Here is a 24,247-nt window from a genome sequence, read left to right as displayed (position 1 = left end):
GTTTCATCCTCCTCACCATGACAGCAGTCCAAGCACAGCTTCCATGAGCTTGGTAATGCCCAGATTCCATCTGAAGCTGACCGTCTGATCCACTTCAGCCTTCATATAATTGTTGATATGCTGATTCTCCAGCAGGAGCGAATAAGCCGGGTCGGCCATCACCCAGGAGAGCGGCTGGGAATACTGGACTTTGAATTCAGCCGCAGAGGATTTGCCCTCCCACACCTTGAGGACCTGGTGGCCGTCGCTGAAGGTGAAGAGAACCGGCACTGATGTGGTCGCTGCTCCGCGGCGGCTGATGGATACGGTGGATTCGTAGACCGTGTCACCATTTTGCCCCTGCCTCTGGACGTTATGAATGCTGTCTATGGCGTAATCGGCCATTTTTCCACCATAAACATAGCTGTCAAAGTAATCGCTCCAGCTCTTGCCGGTGACCTTCTCGAGTACCTGCTGAAAATCTTTGGTGGACGGGTGCTGGAACCGGTACTTCAAGGCATAGCTCTTCATCACCTTGTTCATTTGCTTGGTGCCGATCTGCCGCTCGATATCCAGCAGCACCAGCTTGCCCCGGGTGTAGACGTTGAGCGCGTAATTGCGTGAAGAGCCGTATTTCCACGCCGCCTGCTCCAGGGACTGGGGATGAGTAATCATGGCCGCCTGGAGCGTCAGATTCGGGCTTACGCCGTAATCCTTCTCCATCAGCTTGTCTTCAACGTAGGAGGTGAACGCCTCATCGAGCCAGGGCTCCTCAAATTCATTGCTGGCGAGCATGCCGTAAAAATACTGGTGGCCGATCTCATGCACCACCGTCCGCTCCAGATCATAACCCGGCGAGTCACTGGTTGCGCCGAAAGCCGTAATGAGTGTCGGGTACTCCATGCCGCCCGCCCCGTTGCCGTTTGCCGGAGGCACGACGATGGATAACGTGGAATAAGGATAAGAGCCGTAGGCTTTGCTGTAGGAGGCAAGCGCCGTCTTCGCCGCATAGAAATAGCGGTCCTTCAGGTCTTTATGGGCGGGATCGAGATAAAGCTTGATTCTTACACCGGGCACGCTGTCGGAGGAGAAGGGCTCTTCGGCGTAAATGAAATCCGGAGAGGCCGCCCAGGCGAAGTCATGCACGTCGTCGGCGTAGAATTGATAGATTTTGCGCGCATCCTTGACGGCTGCAGGCTTGGTCGGAAATCCGGTGGCAGCGACGATGTACTTCTCCGGCACATTGATGCGCACGCTGTAGATGCCGAAATCGGAATAGAACTCGGAATTGCCGTGATATTCATGCAGGTTCCAGCCCTCCTGCGCCCTGCCCCGGGTTCCGGCCGGTTCGTAGACGCTCATCTTGGGGAACCACTGACCGGCCATGACGAAATTGCCGGCCTTGCCCATCCGCGCGAACACTTTGGGCAGCTTCACCTCAAAGGCAATCTTCAGCGTCAGGGTTTCACCGCCCTGGACCGTTTGCGGCAGGCGGACTTTAACCAGGGTCTTGTCCTTTACATTGCCGTCATCGGGCTGAACATACTGGAGGCGGTGCAGCAGGGAGATCCCGTTTGTCGTCCGGAGGTCGGTCATCGTAATTGAACCCCAGCCGTCTTCAGGCATGGTGTCGCCCCGCAGGACACCGCCGGATTCCTTCATGAAGCTGGAGTCTGCTGAAGAGAAGGCATTTGCATAGAGGTGGAGGTACACTTCATTCACCGGCTTCTTGCCGGGATGCGTCCAGCTGAGCGTTTCCGTCCCGGTGAGCGTGCCGGTCTGCTCGTCAAGCTTCACGTCGATGTGGTATTCGGTGACGCGGTCGCTGAGCACCTGGGCGCTTGGCTGCTGTACGCTTTCCTTTGAAGGGGATGCCGCCGAGTCTGTAAGGGAAGGCTTGGCCTGACCGGGAGCAGAAGAGAACGCAGGCTGGCCGGCCCGAAGCTTCGTTAATCCCCATAACGAACCGCCGAGAAGGAGCAGGGCGGCTGCCAAGAGCATGATTTTTGTAGTCCGTTTCCGTGGAGCAAACATAGATTGATACCTCCCGTTGACAAGCATCTACAGCATGTATATGTTTGTATTTGGAAGATTATTAGTTAAAATAAATTTAATGTACAAGGTGTGACTGGAGCGCCTTAAACCGTGGAGGGAACTATGGATAACACGCCGAATGCGGGGAAGAAACCGCTGAGTCTGAATATTATAAGCAGCAATGAGAAGAGCAAGCACAAAGGGTTTGGAGCCGGCTCCATTGATTTGAACAACGTGTCTCCGGTCATTATTGACGGCGGGGAAGCGAAGATTGACATTGGGGCGATGCATGCGAAGAGCAAGGTGGAGCGCGGCATCAAGTTCTCTGCGAACCGGGAAGACGTGCCGAACGGGCGCCAGGTATGGGTCGTTTGGGTGGCCGTTGACCAGACAGAGGAAGGGAAATGCTACGGCGGGGCGACCGCCTGCGAAATGTGGATTGATACCGAAGCCAAACGCGGCTGGAAAATCCTCGCCGACCACGTCAACAAGCTCGACTATGCCTTAAAGCGCAAAATGATGCTGGATGATCTGGGCAGCGAAGAGAAGGCTGCGCTGAAGAAGCTGCTTGTCAGCCACAACGAGGAATGGTGGGACCGGACGCCGGAGACGTTTAAAGCGGCTTTGAGTTAAAGAATGGACGAATACTTGTTTGGAAAAATAGAAGGGAAGGCTCTCGTCAAATGACGCTGGCCTTCCCTTTATTGTTAGTTCAAGTTAATCCATCCACCACCGCTTCAGATCCTGCCACCAGGAGCGTTTCTGCTCTTTGGCCGGCTCCGGCGCGGTTTCTGCCTTGGCCGGCGGCTGGGCCCCGCTGCAGGTCTCGGTAGGCTCTGTTCCGGCTATGAACACCTCAAGTTCCTTGCCGCCGCTGCAGCCGGCATCGGCGAGCTTGCCCGTAGCGGTATCGATATACGCGCTGACAACGCCCTCCGGGACCGGGAACATTTTGGGCGGTACCTTCTCAAGCGCCTTCTCCGTATAGCGGGCGAAGATCGGCGCAGCTTTGCGGGAGGCGGCCGTATCCAGGGTTTTGCCCTTGTCGTAGCCGACCCAGACGGCCGTTGACAGCTCCGGCGTGAAGCCGACCAGCCAGGCGTCGGTGCTGGTGGTGCCGGTCTTGCCGGCGACCGGGCGCTTCATGAGCGCCGAGACTCGGCTGCCTGTGCCGCCGGTGTCAAAGACGCCTTCCATAATATGCGTCAGCACATAAGCGGCGGCGGGGTCCACCACCTGCTCCGGCTGCTGCTGCGGCGCTTCATAGAGGACATTGCCGTAGGCATCTGTCACCTTGAGCACGGCTATCGGATTCACGCTGCGGCCCTGGCTGCTGATCACGGCAAAGGCGGAAGCCATTTCAAACGGGCTTACCGGCGAGGTGCCGAGCGCAAGGGAAGGGACGGCCTGAAGCCTGCTGGTAATGCCCAGCCTGCGGGCCATCTCAATGACGTTGTCCTCTCCAACAGTCAGCATGGTATTGACGGCGTAAATATTGTCCGAGGCGGCGATAGCCCGCTTCATGTCAATTTCGCCGAGGTATTTTTCCCCGAAGTTCTTGGGGCTGTAGGTCTTGCGGTTGCCATCGTAGTGGAACAGCGTCGGTTCACTGTTGAACCGGCTGGCAGCGGTAAGCTTCTTGGATGCAAGCGCGGTCAGGTACATGATCGGCTTGAAGGACGATCCCGGCTGGCGGGTGGTCGCAAAGACATGGTTATACTGGCTCTTCATATAGTTGGTGCCCCCAACCATGGCCTTCACATAGCCGCTGCGGGGATCAATGGAGACCAGGGCGGTCTCCAGCTCCTCGTCGCTGCCGATGACGGACTGAACCGCCTCTTCCGCCGCGGACTGGGCGTCCGTATCCAGGGTGGTATAGACCTTCAGGCCGCCGTGCTCCAGCAGATTCTCGCTGATGCCGAGCTTGTCCACCAGCACGCTGCGGACATAGTCGCGGAAATAAGGCGCTTTGTCATCGGTTCTCCGCATAGCCGGGGGCTGAAAGCTCAGCATTTGGGCATAAGCTTTGTCTGCTTCTGCCCGCGTGATTACGCCGGTGTCGACCATGGTGCCGAGGACGGTCTTCTGCCGGTCCTTCGCATTTTTCATATGATTATAGGGTGAATAATAGGTGGGCCCTTTCGGAATCCCGGCCAGCATGGCGCTCTCAGCCAGGGTCAGCTCCTTGGCGGATTTGCCGAAATACGTCTGTGCCGCCGCTTCAATTCCGTAGGCCCCGTGGCCGTAATAAATCTGGTTCAGGTACATCTGCAAAATCTCTTTCTTGCTGTACTTCATCTCCAGCTGGGCGGTGTACAAGGCCTCTTTGGCTTTGCGCGTCCAGGTCCGCTCATGGGTTAAATACAGATTTCGGGCGAGCTGCTGCGTGAGCGTGCTTGCGCCCTGGATTTTATCGAAATGCTCCAGATTAACCAGCAGGGCCCGAGCCATTCCTTTAAAGTCAAACCCGATATGCTCGTAGAAATGCCGGTCCTCAACCGCCAGCGTCGCCTGGATCAGGGAGGGAGCGATCTGCTCCAGCTTGACATGGGCCTGATTCTTGTCGGCAGTGGAGAATACAGCTGCGGCTTCTCCTTTGGCATCCAGCATGACCGAATTCTGGTCGGAATCAATAGGCGGGAGTGGAGACTGATATAAATAAATGAGCAGAATGCACAAGGCGGAGACCCCGAGCAGGCCGGCGGCAGCCGCCAGCTTGAACAGCATCTTTAGTCGTCCCGGCCCGGACGGCCGTGCTTTTCTTGATAATCGCTGCATAGAAATAACCTCCTGTCGGATGAACTGTGCGCAAACTGTGCGGCAGCAGGAGCTGGCCTCCGGGAGTTGTGCCCGGCGGTTGTCTTTTTTAGTATTGGGAAAGATTAGAAACGATATTCATTGCCGCTGGCAGGGTTAATGAATAGAATAGACCTAATGAAACCGGAGGTATCGCTATGTCTTGGAGCAAAGCACATTTTCGTTTCGCAAAAATCGTCTCGGCGTCCGCTCTCGTACTGACCCTGTGTCTGCCCCTGACAGGGGGAACCCGGACTGCCGGCACGGCAGAAGCCGCCTCGGCCTCGCCATCGGCAAGTGCGGCTTGCGGAAGCGGCAATCAGGCGCTGCTGCAGGATCTGCAGGCCAAGCATAAGGGAGCGGGGGAGACGCCGCTTCATTTTGCGGACGTTGATTTCCTCAGTGACACGACAGGCCGGGCGGCCGGGAACGGCTTTCTGATCGGCACCTCGGACGGCGGATGCAGCTGGCAGGCCATCTATAAAGGCTCCTGGCAGTTCTCGCAGATTCTGTTTCCGGGTAATGTAAAAGGCTGGGCGCTGGCAGCGGCCCAGGAGAGCGGCCCGTCCTACCTGCTGTCAACCTCGGACGGCGGTTCCCATTGGAAGCGGATAGACAGCGCAGGGAATCTGTCCTTTCTTAAAATCTCCTATGTGGACGGCACTTTATTTGGGTTCACAACTAACGCGGTTTATAAATCGGCGGACCAGGCCAAGAGCTGGAAGAAGATCAGCACGCCGCCGAATACGCGCGCAGGTTCCTTTGAGGATGCGGCCGGCAGCAGGGGATATGTGCTCACCATTGTCCCAGGCGGGGGCTACAAGGTGATGAAGACCACAAACGGCGGAGCAAGCTGGAGCCGGGTGCTTACGATTCCATCCATTTCAAATCATGGAGGAGCGGTATACAGCAGCGGCGGCCAGGTATGGGCGCTCGCCTACGGGGAATCGGGCATGTCCCAGATCTCCTACAGCCTGTATGCCAGCCGGGACGGCGGAACAGACTGGACGCGCGTGATCGCCCAGGATACCGCAGGCGGAGGCCCCGCTCCGGGCAGCGGCAAAGCGCTGGCAGCCAAGGGACCGGCAAGCCCGGGCGGGCACCCCGGCAATATGGAGCTGGTTGGCAGCAGCACTGCTTATCTGGCCGGCGGCTCACCGGCGGGCGGCACTGTGGGGGTAGGCCGTTCCTATAATGCCGGACAAAGCTGGGAGAATGCCAAAGCTTCCATTAAAGGCTATGACGCCCGCATTTCCTTCCCGTCGCAGAAGACGGGCTGGCTCGCGGTCACCAGTGTCTCCTCCAGCGCCGTGTACGTGACGCATGACGGCGGAGCCAGCTGGAATCAGAAATTCCAGCTTCCGGAGAGCGATTCTTGAATTAAAGGCCGCGCTTAATCCTCCCGCAGAACCAGGCGCAGCTCCGCCGGTTTTGCGGGTTTTTTTCGGTTTGAAGCCGCTTTTGAAGGATGAAGCGGATTTTTCCATTTTTCAATTAACGAATGGGACTTGGATCAGGTATAATCAATATTTGACGCAGACCGTACGTCTTAGAACGGAGACTTTGGTTAAGGTTATATGATAGAGTATGATAAAGAGAACAGAAATGGGGATGAAAGCTATGCCAGACAGTCAGGCTGTGGCCATTACCCTCAAGAGCTTTGACGGAACGGATACGTCGGTTCAGCAGCTGCGGGGCGAGCTGGTCCAGGGCGCTTCCGGTATTTATATCCGGTACGAAGAACCGGAGCCTGGCCCGAAGGGCGGCTCGACACGGACGACCGTGCGGATCAGCGGGAACGAAATTAAAGTGCTTCGCCACGGAGAAATCCAGTCGCAGCAGACCTTTGGCGCGGGACAGAGGCATCCCGGCTTCTACCGCTCCCCGTTCACAACCTTTAACCTGTCAACGGACACGAAGTCCGTCGAAATCCGGTTAAACGGAGCGGAGGGCACCTTGGGCTGGGTTTATGATTTATACGTCTATGAGGAACTGGCAGGCCGGTTCACCATTAGTTTGCAAATACAGGAGGAAGCTTGAACATGTCAACTCAAAATCCATTAGAGCAGATCAACCAGGCGGTTAAAAATGCGATCGTCGAAGCCATTACGGCTGCCGGCCTGGCCTCTGCCGAAGAAATCCCTGCCATTACGCTGGAGGTGCCGAAGGACAAGGCGCACGGCGACCTGGCGACCAACGCTGCCATGCAGCTGACCAAGATTGCCAAGAAGAACCCGCGTCAGATCGCGGAGGACATTCTGAAGCATCTGGATTACAGCAAGGCGTCCATTGAGAAGGCCGAAATTGCCGGCCCGGGCTTTATCAATTTTACGATCGGCAAAAGCTATCTGTACCCGGTCATCCCCCAGGTTTACGCCGAGGGCGACAACTACGGCCGAATTCAAATCGGCGGCGGGCAGAAGGTGCAGGTTGAGTTCGTAAGCGCCAACCCGACAGGCAGCCTGCATTTGGGACATGCCCGCGGCGCGGCCGTCGGCGATGCTCTGTGCAACGTGCTTGATTTTGCCGGCTATAACGTGACCCGCGAATATTACATCAACGATGCGGGCAACCAGATCGTTAACCTGAGCAAGTCGATTGAAGCCCGCTACCTGCAGGAGCTGGGACAGGACGCCAAGATGCCGGAAGACGGCTACCATGGCGAAGATATTAAAGGCTTTGCGAAAGAGCTCGTGGCCGAGAAGGGCGATTCGCTTCTCTCCTATGAGCCTGGCGAACGCGCCGCGTTCTTCCGCAAATTCGGCCTGGAGAAAGAGCTGGACAAGATCAAACGCGACCTCGGACGCTTCCGGGTGGGCTTTGACGTTTGGTTCAGCGAAAGCTCTTTATATGAGAACGGACAGGTGGAGGCCTCCCTCGAGGAGCTTCGTGCCAAAGGCCAAACCTATGAGCTGGACGGCGCGACTTGGCTTCGCACGACGGACTATGGCGATGATAAAGACCGCGTTCTTGTGAAAAATGACGGCACCTACACCTACATGACACCGGACGTGGCTTACCACCGCAACAAATACAACCGCGGCTTTGACCGGATGTTCAACATCTTCGGCGCCGACCACCACGGCTATATTCCGCGCCTTAAGGCGGCTATGGAGGCGCTTGGCAATGACCCGGACAAGCTGACTGTGCTGATTGCCCAGATGGTCAGCCTGTTCCAGGACGGCGAGAAGGTAAAAATGTCCAAGCGTACCGGCAAAGCCGTTACCATGGTGGACCTGATGGATGAAGTCGGCGTGGACGCGATCCGCTACTTCTTCACCATGCGCAGCATGGATTCTCATCTGGATTTCGATATGGACCTTGCCATTTCGACTTCTAATGAGAATCCGGTTTACTACGTGCAGTATGCACATGCACGGATCTGCAGCATCTTCCGCCAGGCGGAAGAGCAGGGCATCGCGGTCCCGGCACCGGACAGCGTGCCGTTCCACAAGCTCACGGCGGAGCACGAGTACGACCTGCTCCGCAAGATCGGCGAGCTGCCGGAGGAAATCGCGGCAGCAGCCAACGGCTACGCACCGCACCGCATCGTGCGTTATGTATATGAGCTGGCAGCACAGCTGCACAGCTACTACAGAGCGGAGCGCGTCATCACCGAGGACGCGGAGCAGACCGCTGCCCGCCTCGCGCTGCTCGGCGCGGTGCGGATCACAATCGCCAATGTGCTCAAGCTCATTGGCGTGGAAGCGCCTGAGCGGATGTAATCCCGCGTCGGCGTGCTTATAAAGCGCAGCAAGCCCTGGCCGCCCTCCATCAAGGAGGCGCGGCCAGGGCTTTTTCCGCCTGAACGGGCCTGCTGCAGGCCTGCTGCAGGCGCTGCGGGCGGGCAAGAATAAACGTGCCCGCTAACTCTTTTTCCTGGAGACGCCCGCATTTGTCTGCCTTCTGATAAGCCGATAAGCATCCAGCTCGCCGGCATGCAGCTTCTTCTTATCCTCAAGCAGGGATAAAGGACGGGCGGTGCCGCGGATCAGCGCTTTGATTTCGGCCGGTGTGAGGCCGGGGCGCTTGGCAAGAAGCAGGGCGATGGCGCCGCTGACATGGGAGGTGGCCATCGATGTCCCGTTCATTCTGCGGTGCTTGCCGCCCAGCCAGGAGGAGCGGATCTGATCGCCGGGCGCATAAATATCAATGTAGGGCCCCACATTGCTGAAGGCCGCAGTCCGGCGTTCCCGGTTGGTTGCGCCAACCGAGATGGTTTGCGGCAGCTTGGCGGGATAATCAATGCTGCGCTTCTTCTTATCGTTGCCGGCCGAGGCGACGATCACGACGCCTGCCTGGGTGGCACGGTCCACCACTTCTTCCATGGAACTGCTTTTCTTCTTCATGCCAAAGCTCATGTTGATGATCTGCATGCCGTTCTGCACGCACCAGTCAATTCCGCGGATAATATCAGAGACATAAGCAGCACCGTTATTGTCGAAGGCCTTCACCGGGTAGAGCATCGCGCGGGGAGCAACTCCCGTTATGCCCTCCGAGCCGCCGGCAGCAGCAATGGTCCCGGCAATATGGGTGCCATGGCCATTGTCGTCATACGGCCACTGGTAACGGCTCAGCAGATTGACGCCTCGGGCGAGACAGTACTTGAGATCGGGGTGGTTAAAATCAACACCGGTATCGACTACGCCGATCCGGACATGCAGACCTGTCGTATGGGCCCAGGCCTCCGGGGCACGTATTCGCCTTACGCCCCAGGGAATGCCGGGGTTGATCTGCTTCTCATGGACGGGGAGTCCGTGAACACGTACCTGCGCGTCCTCCTCCACCCGGATCATGCGCCGGAAACGGAGGGGAAGATCGGCGGACAGCAGGCTGCAGGCGAGGCCCTGCATCAGAGCAGAGGGATGAAGCTGCTGGCGAAGAAACGGGTCGAGCCCGGGTACTTTCAGCTGCAGTTCGTGAAGGATCTCCTGATAATGAGACGGATTGCGGAAGGAGAAAATATAGCGGTACCCCTCCTCATTTGAAGGAGCTATTCGTTCGCTCAGAAAGCGGAGCAATTCCGGTATATTCATGCAAAGCAGCCCCCTGACCAAAGCGTGTTGGAGTATTTTATGAAGAGGTCTGGTGCGCTGAATGGGGAACATGCCCGGGTGAAGCGAAATAGGCCTTTATCGGCTACACCGGCTTTTTTCACAGTTACAGGCCCGCTGACCGTGTCATTCTGCAAATGCATACATACGATGGAAGGAGGAGGCTGCAGGGGTCGGCTTCCTTGCAAAAATCCCGGAGCTCGCGGAGGATTCCGCCATGATCCGAACAGGATACAGTCAGCAGAAGCGGGGCGTTTGTTGGCGCTCCGCTTCTTGCTGTTTATATAAGCCGGAAGCCCTGATAAGACTTGCTTTTTCCTTTCAAATAGGTTTTACTATTGTGTGATATGAGTTCGTTAGGTTAAATTAGAGGATGTCCATATTTGCGCACATGCCGTCAGGTATGGACACGCAACCGTTAACATTGCCTGAGAGGAAGTGTCCGTTAGTGAGTACACCGCTCAATTTGAAGATTGATCCGGAGAAGGTTCAAGAGACTCCGATGGTCGATCTAGCATTCATGATTTTGAAAGCAGCCAATACGCCTTATTACTACCGTGATTTGATGAATGAAGTGGCGAAGCTCCGCGGGATGACTGAGGAGCAGCTTCAGGATGCCATTGCACAGCTATATACGGAGATTAACATTGATGGTCGTTTTGCCTGTGTAGGAACGAACCTTTGGGGACTTAAGCGCTGGTACCCGATTGAGAAGTCTGAAGATCCGATTGCCAACGCTTCACGGCCCCGTATCATTAATGATGAAGATGATGATTTGGACGATGAGGATTACACGGACGAGGAAGAAGAATCCTACTCCGCGGACGAGGAAGACTACGATGCGGCAGAAGAAGAGGACGAGGACGCCCTCTTTGCGGATGAAGACGAGGATGCCGAAGTGGAAGACGAGTCTCTGCTGGATGATGAGGATCTGGAAGAAGAGGACTTGGATGAAGAGTCTGAGGAAGAGGACGATCTGGAGAGCGAAGAGGAAGAAGACTTTAAAGACTGATGGATTTGTGCGGCAGATTCCCCTTTATACCGGGGCTGCCGCTCTCTTTTTCCATAAATAAAGGCAGCTGAAGCATTCGGTTCCAGCTCTTATATTAGTCTTGAAGATTCCCTCCAGGTTGCTTGACAACGCAGTATAGGAGCAGTTAAACTATTGCTTGGGCTTATGAATCGGATCTATAAATAAGTTAAGTTTGGAAAGTGCCCCGACCATTTCGGGTGGCGCTTTTTTTGTGTTTTTTTAAGGTTTTTTCATGCGGAACTCCCCCAAGCGTACTCGGTTTAGGCTTTGGAGCTCCTCGTTACTTTTGGGATGGATTACGCGTGATTAGCTGTGAAATGGGTTACGCTAAAGCCTAGTCGGATGAGTTTCTGGATTTGGAAATGATCAATACCAAGTGCCGCTGCCCGGCACTATGTTTATTTAGGAGGTTTTTCAACAGTGGCAAAATATATCTTCGTAACAGGAGGTGTCGTGTCGTCCCTGGGCAAAGGGATTACGGCGGCATCACTCGGCAGACTGCTCAAGAACAGAGGTTTAAAAGTAACGATCCAGAAATTCGACCCCTATATTAACGTTGACCCTGGAACGATGAGTCCTTATCAGCACGGTGAAGTGTTTGTTACCGATGACGGAGCTGAAACGGACCTCGACCTTGGACACTATGAACGGTTTATTGACATCAATCTGTCCAAGAACAGCAACGTCACAACGGGTAAAGTATACTCTTCCGTAATCAGCAAGGAACGCCGCGGCGAGTATTTGGGCGGTACTGTGCAGGTTATCCCCCACATTACGAATGAGATCAAGGAACGTGTCTTCCGCGCGGGCCGCGAAGCCGGCTCTGATGTGGTCATTACGGAAATCGGCGGTACAGTAGGCGACATCGAGAGCCTGCCGTTCCTTGAAGCGATCCGCCAGATCAAGAGCGATATCGGCCGCGATAATGTCATGTATATCCACGTTACGCTGATTCCTTACATTAAAGCAGCCGGTGAAGTGAAGACAAAGCCGACCCAGCATAGTGTAAAAGAGCTGCGCAGCATCGGCATCCAGCCGAACGTCATTGTATGCCGTACGGAACATGAGCTCTCTGCAGACATGAAAGCCAAGATTGCGCTGTTCTGTGATATCGATGCGAACGCGGTTGTTGAGTGCCGTGACGCGAGCACGCTTTATGAAGTGCCGCTTAATCTCCGCGATGAAGGCTTGGACGAGATCGTTGTCAATCATTTGAAATTAACGACTCCAGCTCCGGACATGACCGAATGGGAGAATCTTGTCAGCCGGATCAGCCGTCTGGAGAGAACGGTTGAAATTGCAATCGTCGGTAAATATGTGGCGCTGCATGATGCTTACCTTAGCGTCGTAGAATCCTTGTCCCATGCCGGATTTGATGCGAACGCAGACGTCAAGATCCGCTGGGTGAACGCGGAAGAGGTAACGGAAGAGAATGTCGAGGAGATGCTCGGCGGAATCAGCGGTATCCTGGTTCCAGGCGGTTTCGGAGACCGCGGCATCGAGGGCAAAATCACTACTATCCGCTATGCGCGCGAACGGAATATTCCTTTCTTCGGGATCTGCCTCGGGATGCAGGTGGCTGTTATCGAGTATGCGCGGGCGCTGGCCGGCATGAACGGTGCGAACAGTTCGGAGATCAATCCGCAGACAGAATTCCCGGTCATCGACCTGCTGCCTGAGCAGAAGGATATTGAGGACCTGGGCGGTACCATGCGTCTCGGCCTGTATCCATGCAAGCTGGTTCCGGGCTCGCTGGCCATGGAATGCTACAACGATGAACTGGTGTATGAACGGCACCGCCACCGGTACGAGTTTAACAACAGCTACCGCGAGGAGATCGAACGCGCAGGCTTGCGTATTTCCGGTACATCGCCGGATGGGCGTCTGGTTGAAATCGTGGAACTGCCGAATCACCCTTGGTTCCTTGCGGTTCAGTTCCATCCGGAGTTTACTTCCCGTCCGAACCGTCCGCAGCCGCTGTTCCGTGAATTTGTGAAAGCTTCGCTTAATTACGGCGAGCAGGCTTAAGCTTTTTCAATAGAACGGCCTTATCTCCTTATCGTCACGACCTTTCAGTCTGCTGGCGTATTCCGGATTTGAACCTCCCCTGGCTTCTTTTTCTTGGTTCAGAAGGATTTGGAAAAGGGAAAGCGAATATTCCTTATATAGCAGTTTTTGATAACGTATTGAAGAACGTGTTGAAGAGTGGCGGTATAGGATTTTCGAGGGCATGGCTTTTTGCAGAGCGGATGTGCCGATTCTTGGGGGGATTCTGATGGAACAGAAGAAAGTATTGATTGTCGATGATCAGAACGGAATTCGTATCTTGTTAATGGAAGTGTTCGGAAGCGAAGGCTACAAAACTTTCCAGGCTGCGAACGGCAAAATTGCGCTGGAGATCGTTCAGAAAGAATCACCTGATTTGGTTCTTCTGGATATGAAGATTCCGGGCATGGATGGGCTGGAAATTCTTAAGCATATCAAAGCGGTTAACCCGGAGATCAAGGTCATCATGATGACGGCTTATGGTGAACTGGATATGATTAAGCAGGCGGAGGAGCTTGGCGCTTTAATGCATTTTACGAAGCCGTTTGATATCGACGAAATGCGGATCGCTGTGAATACCCAGCTGAAAGGCAATGCGGTCAAGTAAACAGGACCCCTGGGCAAGGGGTTCTTCTTTCTTGGAAGTATGAAAATTTTCACGAAAATATCCATAGAAATATCACAATCCGTGTAAAAGAAAGCAAAAGCTTGTTTAATATTTCACACAAATTGTGGTATAATATGTAGGTGTGAATGTCGGCTTAAAACATAAAAACTTATCTTTATTAGGAGGATGGACCATGCCATTAGTATCCATGACTGAAATGTTGAACAAGGCACTTGAAGGGAAATACGCTGTTGGTCAATACAACATCAACAACCTTGAGTGGACACAAGGGATCCTCGCTGCAGCACAAGAAGAGCAGGCTCCAGTTATTCTGGGTGTTTCCGAAGGCGCTGCACGTCATATGAGCGGTTTCAAAACCGTTGTAAAAATGGTTGAAGGCTTGATCGAAGACATGAAGCTTACTGTTCCTGTTGCGATTCATCTTGACCATGGCTCCAGCTTTGAAAAATGTAAAGAAGCGATCGACGCTGGCTTTACTTCGGTTATGATCGACGGATCTCACCATCCAATCGACGAGAACATTGAAATGACTAAGAAAGTCGTTGAATATGCACGCGCTAAAGGCGTTTCCGTAGAAGCGGAAGTAGGAACTGTAGGCGGTCAGGAAGACGACGTAATCGGCGGCATTCAATATGCAGACCTGAACGAATGTGTTCGTATCGTTAAAGAAACAGGCATCGACACTTTGGCTCCTGCACTCGGCTCTGTACATGGTCCTTACCATGGCGAACCAAACCTCGGCTTCAAAGAAATGGAAGAAATCCGCGATGCAGTAAGAATTCCTCTTGTTCTGCACGGAGGAACAGGTATTCCTACACACGACATTCAGAAGGCGATCTCATTGGGTACTTCCAAGATCAACGTGAACACAGAGAATCAAATCAACTTCACTGCTAAAGTTCGCGAAGTTCTGGATGCTAATCCTAAAGCCTACGATCCTCGTAAATACATGGTTCCAGGCCGCGACGCCATCAAGGCAACTGTAGTCGGCAAGATCCGTGAATTCGGAACAAACAACAAAGCGTAAAGACTGCACAAGCCGAGCCGTTCCTCCGGGGACGGCTTTCGCATGTTTGAAGGTTTAATTGTTGGAAGTTCGGGGGAAAACACCGCTTTTCAGGCGGTGTCTTTCCCTTTTCTGTGTTTAAGTGGTATTATGGTGAGGTATGACAGAACCTTTTTAGCTATCAGGGGGACTTGTAACCATTATGGAAAAGTTGATGATTGCCGGCGGCCGGCCACTGCGTGGGACAGTACAAATCAGCGGGGCCAAGAACAGTGCGATCGCACTGCTTCCAGCAGCCATACTGGCAGAATCTGAAGTGATTTTGGATAATTTGCCGCAGCTCAGTGATGTTGCGGTTTATACGCATATATTAGAAGAACTCGGCGCAACGGTTGAATGGTCAGAGAACCAGATCAGAATCGACCCGAGCCAGGTCAAATCCATCCCGATGCCTAACGGCCCGGTTAAGAAGCTAAGAGCCTCTTATTATATGATGGGTGCGCTCTTAGGCCGTTTTGGAGAAGCGGTTATCGGGCTTCCGGGGGGCTGTAATTTTGAACCCCGTCCGATTGACCAGCATATCAAAGGGTTTGAAGCACTGGGCGCCACTGTTACGAACGAGCACGGCTCCATCCATCTGCATGCCAAACGGCTGCGGGGAGCCCGGATTTACCTGGATGTCAGCAGTGTAGGAGCAACGATTAACATTATGCTTGCAGCTGCACGCGCGGAAGGCTCTACCGTTATTGAGAATGCAGCTAAAGAGCCGGAGATTATTGATGTAGCCACCCTGCTGAACTCAATGGGAGCGAGCATCAAAGGCGCCGGAACGGAGACGATCCGGATTGAAGGCGTGAAAGAAATGCACGGCTGCAGGCATTCGATTATCCCTGACCGTATTCAAGCAGGCACGTACATGATCGCGGCTGCTGCAACGCGCGGGGATGTTCTGATTGATAACGTCATTCCCAAACATCTTGAAGCCTTAACTGCCAAGCTGATTGAAATGGGAGTCAAGGTGGAGGAGCTTGATGAATCTATTCGGGTTATCGGCGCTCCGTCCTATTCCCATGTTGATGTCAAAGCGCTGGTTTATCCGGGATTTCCGACAGACCTGCAGTCACCGATGACCAGCCTGCTGACCCAGACCGAAGGAGTCAGTGTGCTCAGCGACTTTGTGTACAGCAACCGGTTTAAGCATGTGCCGGAGCTTAGCCGCATGGGAGCCAAAATCCGGGTAGAGGGCAGATCAGCCGTCATCGAAGGCGGGCCTTTGAATGCTGCCAAGGTATCCGCTTCGGATTTGCGTGCCGGCGCAGCGCTTGTCATTGCCGGACTAACCGTACCCGAGGGCATTACAGAAGTGACGGGTGTCGAGTATATCGACCGGGGGTACGATCATCTTGTGACTAATCTCCGTGCCTTGGGCGCAGATGTTTGGCGGCAGAACGATTAACGAAGCAGATACAGGGCGCGTGGAGCAGGAGGAGCCCCATTTCCATGCGCCTCACGCTTTTCCCCGTTATTTTTACAAAAGCGGCATAACTCCTCTCTGCAGCGGGTATAACTATAGTATCCTCTGCTAGTCTCCCAATCTTATAACCTCAAAATCGATAGATACTTATAATTGAATAGGTGGTTTTACACAATGGATCTTCAAATTGCCGATCTGGAAGAGAAGAAGCTTACAGATCTCTACAAGCTGGCTAAACAGTACCAGATTCCTTACTATGGGCAGCTTAAGAAGAAAGAACTGATCTTTGCCATTTTGCGCGCTCAAGCCGAACAAAGCGGCCTTATGTTTATGGAAGGCGTGCTTGAAATTTTGCCCGAGGGTTATGGCTTTCTAAGACCCATCAACTATTTGCCGAGCCCCGAGGATATCTATATTTCCGCATCCCAAATCCGCAGATTTGATCTTCGCACAGGTGATCTCGTTTCCGGTAAGTGCCGGGCTCCGAAAGAGAATGAACGGTATTTTGGTCTGCTGCAGGTAAACGCCGTAAATGGAGAGAATCCGGAGATGGCCTCCGAACGCCTTCATTTTCCGGCATTAACCCCGTTATATCCTCAAGAGAAGCTGGTGCTGGAGAATGCGCCTAATCACCTTTCCACGCGGATTATGGACGTGCTGGCTCCGGTTGGACTCGGGCAGCGGGGGCTGATTGTGGCTCCGCCTAAAGCCGGTAAGACAATGCTGCTGAAGGAAATCGCCAATAGCATCTCTGCGAACCGCCCGGATATCTCCCTCTTTGTCCTGCTTATTGATGAACGTCCGGAGGAAGTAACGGATATGCAGAGATCGGTGCAGGGCGAAGTGGTGGCCTCTACGTTTGATGAGCTCCCGGAGAATCATATCAAGGTTGCTGAATTGGTTCTGCAGCGCGCGCTGCGTCTGGTGGAGCATAAGAAAGACGTTGTTATTCTGATGGACAGCATCACGCGTCTTGCACGGGCTTACAACCTCGTTGTGCCTCCGTCCGGCAGAACGCTGAGCGGCGGTATTGATCCGGCCTCCTTCCACCGTCCCAAGCGCTTCTTCGGCTCTGCCCGGAATGTGGAGGAAGGCGGCAGCTTGACCATTTTAGCAACTGCGCTCGTGGATACAGGTTCGCGTATGGATGATATTATTTATGAAGAATTTAAAGGTACAGGCAACATGGAGCTGCATTTAGACCGCAAGCTGGCTGAACGCCGCATCTTCCCTGCGATCGATATCCGCCGCTCCGGCACTCGCCGCGAGGAGGCTCTTCTTACCAAGGAAGAACTCGACACGCTGTGGAATGTCCGTAAAAATATGAACGAATCCTACGACTTCGTCGAAGGATTCTTGAGAAAGCTGCGCAATTCCAAGACAAACGCCGAATTCATTGCGTCGTTTGATGCACCGCCGGCCGAAAGCGGCGGTGCGGCCAAGCCATCCGGCTCGCCGGCTCAAACACCGCGCCGGACTCGCACGGCTGCCTCTTCGACGTCTTCAGGCTCATCCGCGCCGTCGGGCGTATAAACCATGGACGGCCCGGCTGAATACCCGCCGGGCCGCCCTTTTATAAGGAGAACAATACAATATGTATTTAGTATATGCAGATGAACAAGGGAACGTCTTTGATCACGATACGCTTTACGGCTTGGCCAGAAGCGGGGATATGATCGTTGAAATTATGGAGGATGAGCTCATTCCTCTTCCGGATGGGGCTACGCTCGTCGGGCTGCCAAGCACCCGCCCGGTCGGCATGGATCCGGATACGGGCGAAATGAAGCCGCTGCCTGGCAATCTCCAGGCTGTCGGCGCTTTGCTGCCGCAGGGCTTCACCCGTCTTTGCCTGCCGGGTTACGTCAAAACGGACAAGGAGTATAAACTGCCGCTGTTCGGTTACTCGGCTGTCGTCTGGAAGGACGGCCAATTCTACGTAACCGCAAGACTCAGCGATGATCCGGAGAAATGGAATCCGCTTAACTGCGATCCTCTTGAGCTCAAGGGCAGCGTCAAGCGCCTGAGAGCCGAATATCCGGAGAACCGTCTTTATGAGCATTTATCCAACTGTGCTTTGGGCTATGAATGTTTGACGGCGTCCAACACCTTCCTTAACCGCTGGGAAGGCGCAGTGCCGGTATCCTATTCGTGTAATGCGGGCTGTTTCGGCTGTATTTCTGAGCAGCCGGACGACAGCGGCTTTGTTTCCCCGCAGACGCGGATGAATTTCCGCCCGCGGACGGAGGAAATAGTGGAAGTGATGCTGGAGCATCTGAAGACACCGGAATCCATTATCAGCTTCGGACAAGGCTGTGAAGGCGAGCCCTCTACCCAGGCTAAGCTGATTATTGATGCGATCCGCCAGGTTCGGGAGCGCACGGATATGGGTTACATCAACATCAACACCAATGCAGGCTTAAGCGACCATATCCGAGGCATTGTGGATGCAGGTCTTGATTTGATGCGTGTCAGCACCATTAGTGCGCTTGATGACCACTATAACGCCTACTATAAACCTCGCGGTTATACGCTGGCTAACGTGGAGAAATCGCTCAAATACGCAGAGTCGCAAGGAGTGTATACCTCCATTAACTACCTCATTTTCCCTGGTGTTACGGACCGGGAGGAAGAAGTAGAAGCCATGATCGAGTTTGCACGCCGGACGAAGCTGAAGCTGATTCAGCTGCGCAACCTGAATATTGATCCAGAGAGCTATCTGGGGCTTATCCCGAAAGCCAAAGGCGATATTCTGGGAATGAAGCAGGCTATTGAGATCTTCCAGGAAGAGCTCCCGGATGTGGTAATCGGCTCCTATACCCATGTACCTCCAGCTGAACTGACCCGTGCGAAACGGAAGCCGACGCTTTTATAATTTGCGCGATGACAAACACGGGGATTGTCGGTTTTCTTCGGTGTATGCTATAATTCTGGCTGATTGTCCAATATAACTCTGGGCACGCATGAGGCTCAGGGCGGAAAGAGGTGAAAGTCATGAATTCAGCTATTCAGCCGAAGTACAACATGACCCTGGTAACCTGCGCATGCGGGAACCAATTTGACACGGGTTCAGTAAAACAGGATCTGCGGGTAGAAATCTGCTCGGCATGCCATCCGTTTTACACAGGCAGACAGAAGTTTATGGATGCCGGCGGACGCGTGGAGAAATTCAAGAAGAAATACGGCGTTTAAGTCATCAAGATCTGCCTGCTCTTTTGGAGCAGGCTTTTTTATGCATTACCTGCCGGAGGAAGGGCTGGCAGAATAAGGACCTGCTGGGTCGGTTGCAATTTGGACTGGCATGAGATATACTTATTTTCACCGTGCTAGATGGGGAGGCAGCGGTGCCCTGTAACTCGCAATCCGCTATAGCGAGGTTGAATTCCTGTTAGAGGTCTTGTCGATGTAAGGTCTGGTCCTGTCGGTCAATGTTGACGGTTGGGTCCTCCGCAATGAGTAACTGTGAACCTGGTCAGGTCCGGAAGGAAGCAGCCATAAGCAGTCCCACTCCTGTGCCGGAGGGCAGCCTAGCCCGAGTTGTACCGGCAGGGTGCCGCTTGGATCGCAATGATCAATAACAGGTGCACGGTTTAACTTTCAACCAGCTTTTAATAATTCTCAAGTAAAGTAAATGCATCTCCTGCGGACAGCGGGGAGGTGCATTTTTTATATCCATGAAGATTCCATTACGGATAAGGATGACCCAAAGATCAGGTGGCGGAGTTTTCTGATACGGGTCATTTTGTGTTTTTCTGGTAGTCCCTAGTATAGTATAATAAAGAAAGCAGTCTCGGCTTCGATTGACCATTTACATGTGGAAGGATCCGGGCTGCTAATCGCTGTGCCCAGTACTGTGCGAAGTGCAGCAACTCAACTATCCAAGTTTTGAAAGAAGGTGCCGCATAAAGTGGAGCACGTTGCCTTGTACCGCGCCTGGCGGCCGCAGTCGTTTCAGGACATGGTGGGACAACAGCATATTATTCGCACGCTGCAAAATGCGATCCGCGAAGACCGCCTAGCCCATGCTTACCTGTTTAGCGGCCCAAGAGGCACCGGCAAGACCAGTGCGGCCAAAATATTGGCTAAAGCGGTTAACTGTGAGCATGGCCCGGCTGCTGAACCCTGCAATAACTGCGAAGCCTGCCGCCGTATAACGGCTGGTGCGGTGATGGATGTCCTGGAGATTGACGCTGCATCCAACCGCGGGGTTGAGGAGATTCGGGATTTAAGGGATAAAGTCAAATATGCTCCGACTGAAGTCCGGCAGAAGGTTTATATAATTGATGAAGTTCATATGCTGACTACGGAAGCGTTTAATGCCCTGCTTAAGACGCTGGAGGAACCTCCTCCGCATGTCATGTTTATTCTGGCCACAACAGAGCCTCACCGGCTGCCTGCAACGGTAATCTCACGCTGTCAGCGGTTTGACTTCCGCCGTGTTTCTCTTGAGGAGCAAAGCGAGAGACTGCAGCAAATTTGCCGTGAAGAGGGAATTGAAGCCGAGGATGAAGCGATCGACTATATTGCCCGTTTGTCCGATGGGGGTATGCGGGATGCGCTGAGTATACTCGATCAGATCGCTTCGTTCTCAGAGGGACAAGTATCCTACCAGCAGGTGCTTGAGATGACAGGGGGAATTGCCTCCAGTCAGTTTGCAGAGCTTGCCGGAACCCTGCTTAAAGGGGATATCGGCGGGGTGCTGCAGATTATCGAGCGTATGATGCAGGAAGGCAAGAGCGCTGATAAATGCATGGAGAACCTGCTGTATTACTTTAGGGATCTGTTGATGATAAAAATGGTGCCTAAGGCCGATAAGCTGACCGAACGGGTATTGGAACCAGCGGCATTTTCAGAAATTGCCGAGTCTTTTACTAAAGCCCAGCTGTTTCAGTTTATCGACACGCTGAATCATTATCAGAATGAAATGAAATACGCGTCCCAGCCTCAAATGATATTTGAGGTTGCGCTGCTGAAATTGTGCAGCATTGCGGAAGGCGGCAGCTCTGCGCGCGATGTCTCACGCGAAGCCCTATTTGTTTCTGCGGGCGCCGCTCCTGTGTCTGGCAATTCTGCTTCGGGAGCGGCTGATGCCGGCCAGGTGGATCTGCTCCGGAGGCAGCTTCAGGAGCTTGAGAAGAAGCTGGAGCAGGCGCTTAAATCCGGTGCAGTCAGCGGGGGCGGGGGACAGACTGACAATGCCCGTCCGCGGACTCCAGCACCGCGCATCTCAAGCGCAGCCAAGATTCCTTCCCATATGGACCGTTATCTTGCGAACCGCGGGAGCGAGGAGTTTAAGACGGTTCAGCAGAAATGGAACCTTATTCTTCAGCGTGTCAAAGAAGAGAAAGTCACGATTCATGCCTGGTTTATGAATGGTGAACCTGTTTCCGTCTGGGAGGATGCTGTTCTCGTTGCGTTTAAGAATGATATCCATCGTGAGACTACGGAGAAGCCTGCCAACAAGCAGGTGATTGAACGGGTTCTGGAGCAGCAGCTAGGCAAACCGTTCAGACTGGTAACTATGATGCTGAAGGATTGGAATGATGCGGCTGCCCAAGGTAGCGCAGAGCCGGATAAGGAACCGTTCGAGCTCTCCCACCCGGGTGAGGAGCCTGGCTCTGCCGCTAAGGAGCCGTGGGTGGATGAAGCTGTTCAGCTGTTTGGCGAAGACCTTGTAGTCATTAAGGATTGACGGAAGAACGCTCAGCCAGCTGGTCAACTTAAATATACTTTTCTAAGGAGATGAATGATCATGAATAATATGAATCAAATGATGAAACAGGTTAAGAAAATGCAGGAGCAAATGCTCAAAGCTCAGGAGGAGCTTGCTGATAAACGCGTTGAGGGAACTTCCGGCGGCGGTGTTGTAACCGTAGAAGCCAACGGCCATAAGAAGATTCTGTCCATCGCGATCAAGCCGGAAGCCGTAGACCCTGAAGATGTAGAAATGCTGCAGGACCTCGTCCTGACTGCTGTAAATGATGCATTGGTCAAAGCTGAAGAATTGGCTAACCAGGACATGGGCAAATTTACCGGCGGCATGAAAATCCCTGGATTGTTCTAATTTCAGATTCTGAAGTCTTACCAAAGAAAGCATGAAACTTCGGAGGCAGCCCTGCTTCCGAAGTTTATTCGTAATGGCAGAATTTTTCGGGCAGCTGCCCGGTCTATTTGATAAAGAGAAGGAGAACGCCGCTTTGTACTATCCCGAACCGATAGCCAAACTCATTGACGCCTTTACCCGCTTACCCGGCGTTGGTCCCAAGACAGCGGCCCGCCTGGCCTTCCATGTGCTGCGTATGAAAGAGGATGATGTCATCGACTTTGCCAAAGCTTTGGTCAGTGTCAAGCGCAACCTGCACTACTGCTCCGTTTGCGGCAATATTACAGATACGGATCCCTGCCAAATTTGCCAGGACAAAACCCGTGATCCCTCTGTGATCTGTGTGGTCCAGGAGACCAAGGATCTCGTCGCAATGGAACGGACCAAAGAGTTCGATGGCTACTACCATGTCCTGCAGGGGGCTATCTCTCCGATGGAGGGGATAGGTCCCGATGATATTAAATTAAAAGAACTGTTAACCCGTCTAAGCGATGAGCGCGTGAAGGAACTGATTTTGGCTACGAATCCGAACATTGAAGGGGAAGCTACAGCCATGTATATTTCCCGCCTAGTAAGACCTTTTGAGATCAAGGTGACCCGGATCGCCCATGGCCTGCCTGTAGGCGGCGATTTGGAGTATGCTGATGAGGTTACGCTCTCCAAAGCGCTTGAGGGCCGGAGAGAGCTGAACTAAATAAATACTTTTTTTGCAGATAAGAGGCCGGGAGGCTTCTTTTTTTATGCTCTAAGATACTGGAACCTCCTCCCCAAATACACCCCTGACGTAAAGGTTATTCCCCGCCCCCCAGAAAAAAAGTCCGTTCTAAGTTTGTCCCTTTAACGATATCTATGAATTATGGGCTGGACACAACAGAGGAATTTTCTCAGCCAAACCTATGCGGGAAAGGGAGGATAACATGAGCAAGAGATGGAGTTCTTTGTTCCCCGGAACAATTGGGCGGAAGAAGCTGGAGCAAGAGCAGCAGGAGAGAGAAAGAGTTTATCATGAGGTGTTGAAGGCGCATAAGGAGTGGCAAAGAGCTCAGTTGGCTTTTCAATCCGCACTTGGAAAAGATGAAGTTGACGTGGCGATCTACACGCTGGAAGCAGCGGAGAGACGTTATCAAATTCAGTTAAAAGAAGCAAAAAAACTAAAGCTTAATTATGGGGACCACATTGAACTCCCATGCTTGGGAAATCAGCCGGTAAGGAGGTTGGGATCATGAAACTGATTGCCGCCGGAATCTTGGTATTGTCTGCAGCAGCGATGCTCTATATTTGGATTTCGAAAAAGCTTGGCTTTGCATGGCTTACCCGGCTGGCCCTCCATTTTGTACTGGCCGCTGTAGGCATATATGCCGTTAATTTTGCAGGCGTTCTGCCCGATGTATATATACCGCTTAATCCAGCCACCATAGGAACGGTGCTCGTTTTGGGACTGCCTGGTGTCGGCCTGCTAATCGGATTAAAACTAACTTGGATTTAACAGTTGACGAGCCCTGAAGAAATGTGATACATTATACATCGTCCCTTGAAGCAGTAACCATCGACGAAACAGTCGGTAAAAAGTTTTTTAAAAAAGAGCTTGACTGCTAACTGGGTGATGTGATAATATATAAAAGTCGCCGCTGAGAAAGACGACAGCGACAAACGAAAAGTTTGATCTTTGAAAACTGAACAACGAGTGAGAAATAAACAACGAGTAACAACTCGTCAGATTCAAAATGAGCTACAAACTTTACTTTTATGGAGAGTTTGATCCTGGCTCAGGACGAACGCTGGCGGCGTGCCTAATACATGCAAGTCGAGCGGAGTTATGATGGAGCTTGCTCCCGATTAACTTAGCGGCGGACGGGTGAGTAACACGTAGGCAACCTGCCTGCAAGACTGGGATAACTACCGGAAACGGTAGCTAATACCGGATACGCAAGGGAGTCGCATGATTCCTTTGGGAAAGACGGAGCAATCTGTCACTTGCAGATGGGCCTGCGGCGCATTAGCTAGTAGGTGAGGTAACGGCTCACCTAGGCGACGATGCGTAGCCGACCTGAGAGGGTGAACGGCCACACTGGGACTGAGACACGGCCCAGACTCCTA

At 53.2% G+C, this 24,247-nt stretch carries 20 protein-coding genes, 1 rRNA gene and 1 other RNA gene; 19 read left to right on the top strand and 3 right to left on the bottom strand.

Annotation, left to right across the window (positions count from 1 at the left end):
* Window positions 1–12: 12 nt before the first annotated feature.
* A complete protein-coding gene (locus FCN15_RS18075) occupies window positions 13–2,013 on the bottom strand; it encodes a M1 family metallopeptidase (protein WP_203232178.1) in 2,001 nt (666 codons plus the stop codon).
* 123 nt (window positions 2,014–2,136) lie between these two features.
* Between FCN15_RS18075 and FCN15_RS18070 the strand changes: the two genes are divergently transcribed.
* The gene (locus FCN15_RS18070; protein ID WP_138496406.1) at window positions 2,137–2,646 is read left to right on the top strand and encodes a YwhD family protein; all 510 of its coding nucleotides are present in this window, start codon (window positions 2,137–2,139) and stop codon (window positions 2,644–2,646) included.
* A gap of 84 nt (window positions 2,647–2,730) precedes the next feature.
* Here FCN15_RS18070 and FCN15_RS18065 read toward each other — a convergent pair whose 3' ends face one another.
* Window positions 2,731–4,740, bottom strand: a complete 2,010-nt coding sequence (locus FCN15_RS18065; RefSeq protein WP_238996744.1) for a transglycosylase domain-containing protein — start codon at window positions 4,738–4,740, stop codon at window positions 2,731–2,733.
* A gap of 227 nt (window positions 4,741–4,967) precedes the next feature.
* Between FCN15_RS18065 and FCN15_RS18060 the strand changes: the two genes are divergently transcribed.
* From FCN15_RS18060 to argS, 3 genes are all read left to right on the top strand, one after another.
* The gene (locus FCN15_RS18060) at window positions 4,968–6,188 is read left to right on the top strand and encodes a YCF48-related protein (protein ID WP_138496367.1); all 1,221 of its coding nucleotides are present in this window, start codon (window positions 4,968–4,970) and stop codon (window positions 6,186–6,188) included.
* A 241-nt stretch (window positions 6,189–6,429) separates the two neighbouring features.
* Complete coding sequence (locus FCN15_RS18055; protein ID WP_138496365.1) at window positions 6,430–6,849, top strand: YwiB family protein; 420 nt, start codon at window positions 6,430–6,432, stop codon at window positions 6,847–6,849.
* Window positions 6,850–6,851: 2 nt separating this feature from the next.
* Window positions 6,852–8,534: an arginine--tRNA ligase gene (gene argS / locus FCN15_RS18050; protein ID WP_138496363.1), complete on the top strand. Its 1,683-nt coding sequence runs from the start codon at window positions 6,852–6,854 to the stop codon at window positions 8,532–8,534.
* Between the two features lie 141 nt (window positions 8,535–8,675).
* On the opposite strand, the gene FCN15_RS18045 is transcribed toward argS, so the two are convergent.
* A complete protein-coding gene (locus FCN15_RS18045) occupies window positions 8,676–9,845 on the bottom strand; it encodes a S8 family peptidase (RefSeq protein WP_138496362.1) in 1,170 nt (389 codons plus the stop codon).
* 466 nt (window positions 9,846–10,311) lie between these two features.
* On the opposite strand from FCN15_RS18045, the gene rpoE reads away from it, so the two are divergent.
* The 15 genes from rpoE to FCN15_RS17970 form a co-directional block, all read left to right on the top strand.
* Window positions 10,312–10,875 carry a DNA-directed RNA polymerase subunit delta gene (gene rpoE, locus FCN15_RS18040; RefSeq protein WP_138496361.1) on the top strand — a complete coding sequence of 188 codons (564 nt, stop codon included), beginning with the start codon at window positions 10,312–10,314 and terminating at the stop codon, window positions 10,873–10,875.
* A 441-nt stretch (window positions 10,876–11,316) separates the two neighbouring features.
* Window positions 11,317–12,924 carry a CTP synthase gene (locus FCN15_RS18035; protein WP_138496360.1) on the top strand — a complete coding sequence of 536 codons (1,608 nt, stop codon included), beginning with the start codon at window positions 11,317–11,319 and terminating at the stop codon, window positions 12,922–12,924.
* A 247-nt stretch (window positions 12,925–13,171) separates the two neighbouring features.
* Complete coding sequence (locus FCN15_RS18030) at window positions 13,172–13,549, top strand: response regulator (RefSeq protein WP_138496404.1); 378 nt, start codon at window positions 13,172–13,174, stop codon at window positions 13,547–13,549.
* 193 nt (window positions 13,550–13,742) lie between these two features.
* Complete coding sequence (fba, locus tag FCN15_RS18025) at window positions 13,743–14,597, top strand: class II fructose-1,6-bisphosphate aldolase (protein WP_138496359.1); 855 nt, start codon at window positions 13,743–13,745, stop codon at window positions 14,595–14,597.
* A gap of 181 nt (window positions 14,598–14,778) precedes the next feature.
* Window positions 14,779–16,032 (top strand): UDP-N-acetylglucosamine 1-carboxyvinyltransferase, encoded by a 1,254-nt coding sequence (locus tag FCN15_RS18020; RefSeq protein ID WP_138496358.1) that lies wholly within the window; start codon window positions 14,779–14,781, stop codon window positions 16,030–16,032.
* A 192-nt stretch (window positions 16,033–16,224) separates the two neighbouring features.
* The gene (rho, locus tag FCN15_RS18015) at window positions 16,225–17,583 is read left to right on the top strand and encodes a transcription termination factor Rho (protein WP_138496357.1); all 1,359 of its coding nucleotides are present in this window, start codon (window positions 16,225–16,227) and stop codon (window positions 17,581–17,583) included.
* Window positions 17,584–17,644: 61 nt separating this feature from the next.
* Entirely contained in the window at window positions 17,645–18,922 is a 1,278-nt protein-coding gene (locus FCN15_RS18010) for a radical SAM family protein (protein ID WP_138496356.1), read from the top strand.
* Window positions 18,923–19,041: 119 nt separating this feature from the next.
* A complete protein-coding gene (gene rpmE, locus FCN15_RS18005; protein WP_138496355.1) occupies window positions 19,042–19,239 on the top strand; it encodes a 50S ribosomal protein L31 in 198 nt (65 codons plus the stop codon).
* A gap of 129 nt (window positions 19,240–19,368) precedes the next feature.
* Window positions 19,369–19,636: signal recognition particle sRNA large type (gene ffs, locus FCN15_RS18000), an RNA gene on the top strand.
* 318 nt (window positions 19,637–19,954) lie between these two features.
* A complete protein-coding gene (gene dnaX / locus FCN15_RS17995; RefSeq protein ID WP_138496354.1) occupies window positions 19,955–21,739 on the top strand; it encodes a DNA polymerase III subunit gamma/tau in 1,785 nt (594 codons plus the stop codon).
* Between the two features lie 60 nt (window positions 21,740–21,799).
* Window positions 21,800–22,111, top strand: coding sequence for a YbaB/EbfC family nucleoid-associated protein (locus FCN15_RS17990; protein ID WP_138496353.1), 312 nt, complete (start codon window positions 21,800–21,802; stop codon window positions 22,109–22,111).
* 133 nt (window positions 22,112–22,244) lie between these two features.
* Entirely contained in the window at window positions 22,245–22,844 is a 600-nt protein-coding gene (recR, locus tag FCN15_RS17985) for a recombination mediator RecR (RefSeq protein ID WP_138496402.1), read from the top strand.
* 223 nt (window positions 22,845–23,067) lie between these two features.
* Entirely contained in the window at window positions 23,068–23,376 is a 309-nt protein-coding gene (locus FCN15_RS17980; RefSeq protein WP_138496352.1) for a DUF2508 family protein, read from the top strand.
* Complete coding sequence (locus tag FCN15_RS17975; protein WP_138496351.1) at window positions 23,373–23,636, top strand: pro-sigmaK processing inhibitor BofA family protein; 264 nt, start codon at window positions 23,373–23,375, stop codon at window positions 23,634–23,636. Before FCN15_RS17980 ends, FCN15_RS17975 begins: the two co-directional genes overlap by 4 nt.
* A gap of 257 nt (window positions 23,637–23,893) precedes the next feature.
* Window positions 23,894–24,247: ribosomal RNA gene (locus FCN15_RS17970) — 16S ribosomal RNA — on the top strand; the annotation flags it as partial.

The organism is Paenibacillus pinistramenti (assembly GCF_005869875.1).
Classification (GTDB): domain Bacteria; phylum Bacillota; class Bacilli; order Paenibacillales; family Paenibacillaceae; genus Fontibacillus; species Fontibacillus pinistramenti.
The sequence above is the reverse complement of the archived record's forward strand: the minus strand, read 5'-3'. Positions and strand labels throughout refer to the sequence as shown.

Coding starts and splice junctions, on each gene's coding strand:
- FCN15_RS17990 (WP_138496353.1), top strand. CDS start 21,800: ATGAATAATATGAATCAAATGATGAAACAGGTTAAGAAAATGCAGGAG.
- FCN15_RS18075 (WP_203232178.1), bottom strand. CDS start 2,013: ATGTTTGCTCCACGGAAACGGACTACAAAAATCATGCTCTTGGCAGCC.
- FCN15_RS17980 (WP_138496352.1), top strand. CDS start 23,068: ATGAGCAAGAGATGGAGTTCTTTGTTCCCCGGAACAATTGGGCGGAAG.
- fba (WP_138496359.1), top strand. CDS start 13,743: ATGCCATTAGTATCCATGACTGAAATGTTGAACAAGGCACTTGAAGGG.
- FCN15_RS18055 (WP_138496365.1), top strand. CDS start 6,430: ATGCCAGACAGTCAGGCTGTGGCCATTACCCTCAAGAGCTTTGACGGA.
- FCN15_RS18010 (WP_138496356.1), top strand. CDS start 17,645: ATGTATTTAGTATATGCAGATGAACAAGGGAACGTCTTTGATCACGAT.
- rho (WP_138496357.1), top strand. CDS start 16,225: ATGGATCTTCAAATTGCCGATCTGGAAGAGAAGAAGCTTACAGATCTC.
- FCN15_RS18045 (WP_138496362.1), bottom strand. CDS start 9,845: ATGAATATACCGGAATTGCTCCGCTTTCTGAGCGAACGAATAGCTCCT.
- FCN15_RS18030 (WP_138496404.1), top strand. CDS start 13,172: ATGGAACAGAAGAAAGTATTGATTGTCGATGATCAGAACGGAATTCGT.
- argS (WP_138496363.1), top strand. CDS start 6,852: ATGTCAACTCAAAATCCATTAGAGCAGATCAACCAGGCGGTTAAAAAT.
- FCN15_RS17975 (WP_138496351.1), top strand. CDS start 23,373: ATGAAACTGATTGCCGCCGGAATCTTGGTATTGTCTGCAGCAGCGATG.
- rpmE (WP_138496355.1), top strand. CDS start 19,042: ATGAATTCAGCTATTCAGCCGAAGTACAACATGACCCTGGTAACCTGC.
- FCN15_RS18060 (WP_138496367.1), top strand. CDS start 4,968: ATGTCTTGGAGCAAAGCACATTTTCGTTTCGCAAAAATCGTCTCGGCG.
- FCN15_RS18020 (WP_138496358.1), top strand. CDS start 14,779: ATGGAAAAGTTGATGATTGCCGGCGGCCGGCCACTGCGTGGGACAGTA.
- FCN15_RS18065 (WP_238996744.1), bottom strand. CDS start 4,740: ATGCTGTTCAAGCTGGCGGCTGCCGCCGGCCTGCTCGGGGTCTCCGCC.
- FCN15_RS18070 (WP_138496406.1), top strand. CDS start 2,137: ATGGATAACACGCCGAATGCGGGGAAGAAACCGCTGAGTCTGAATATT.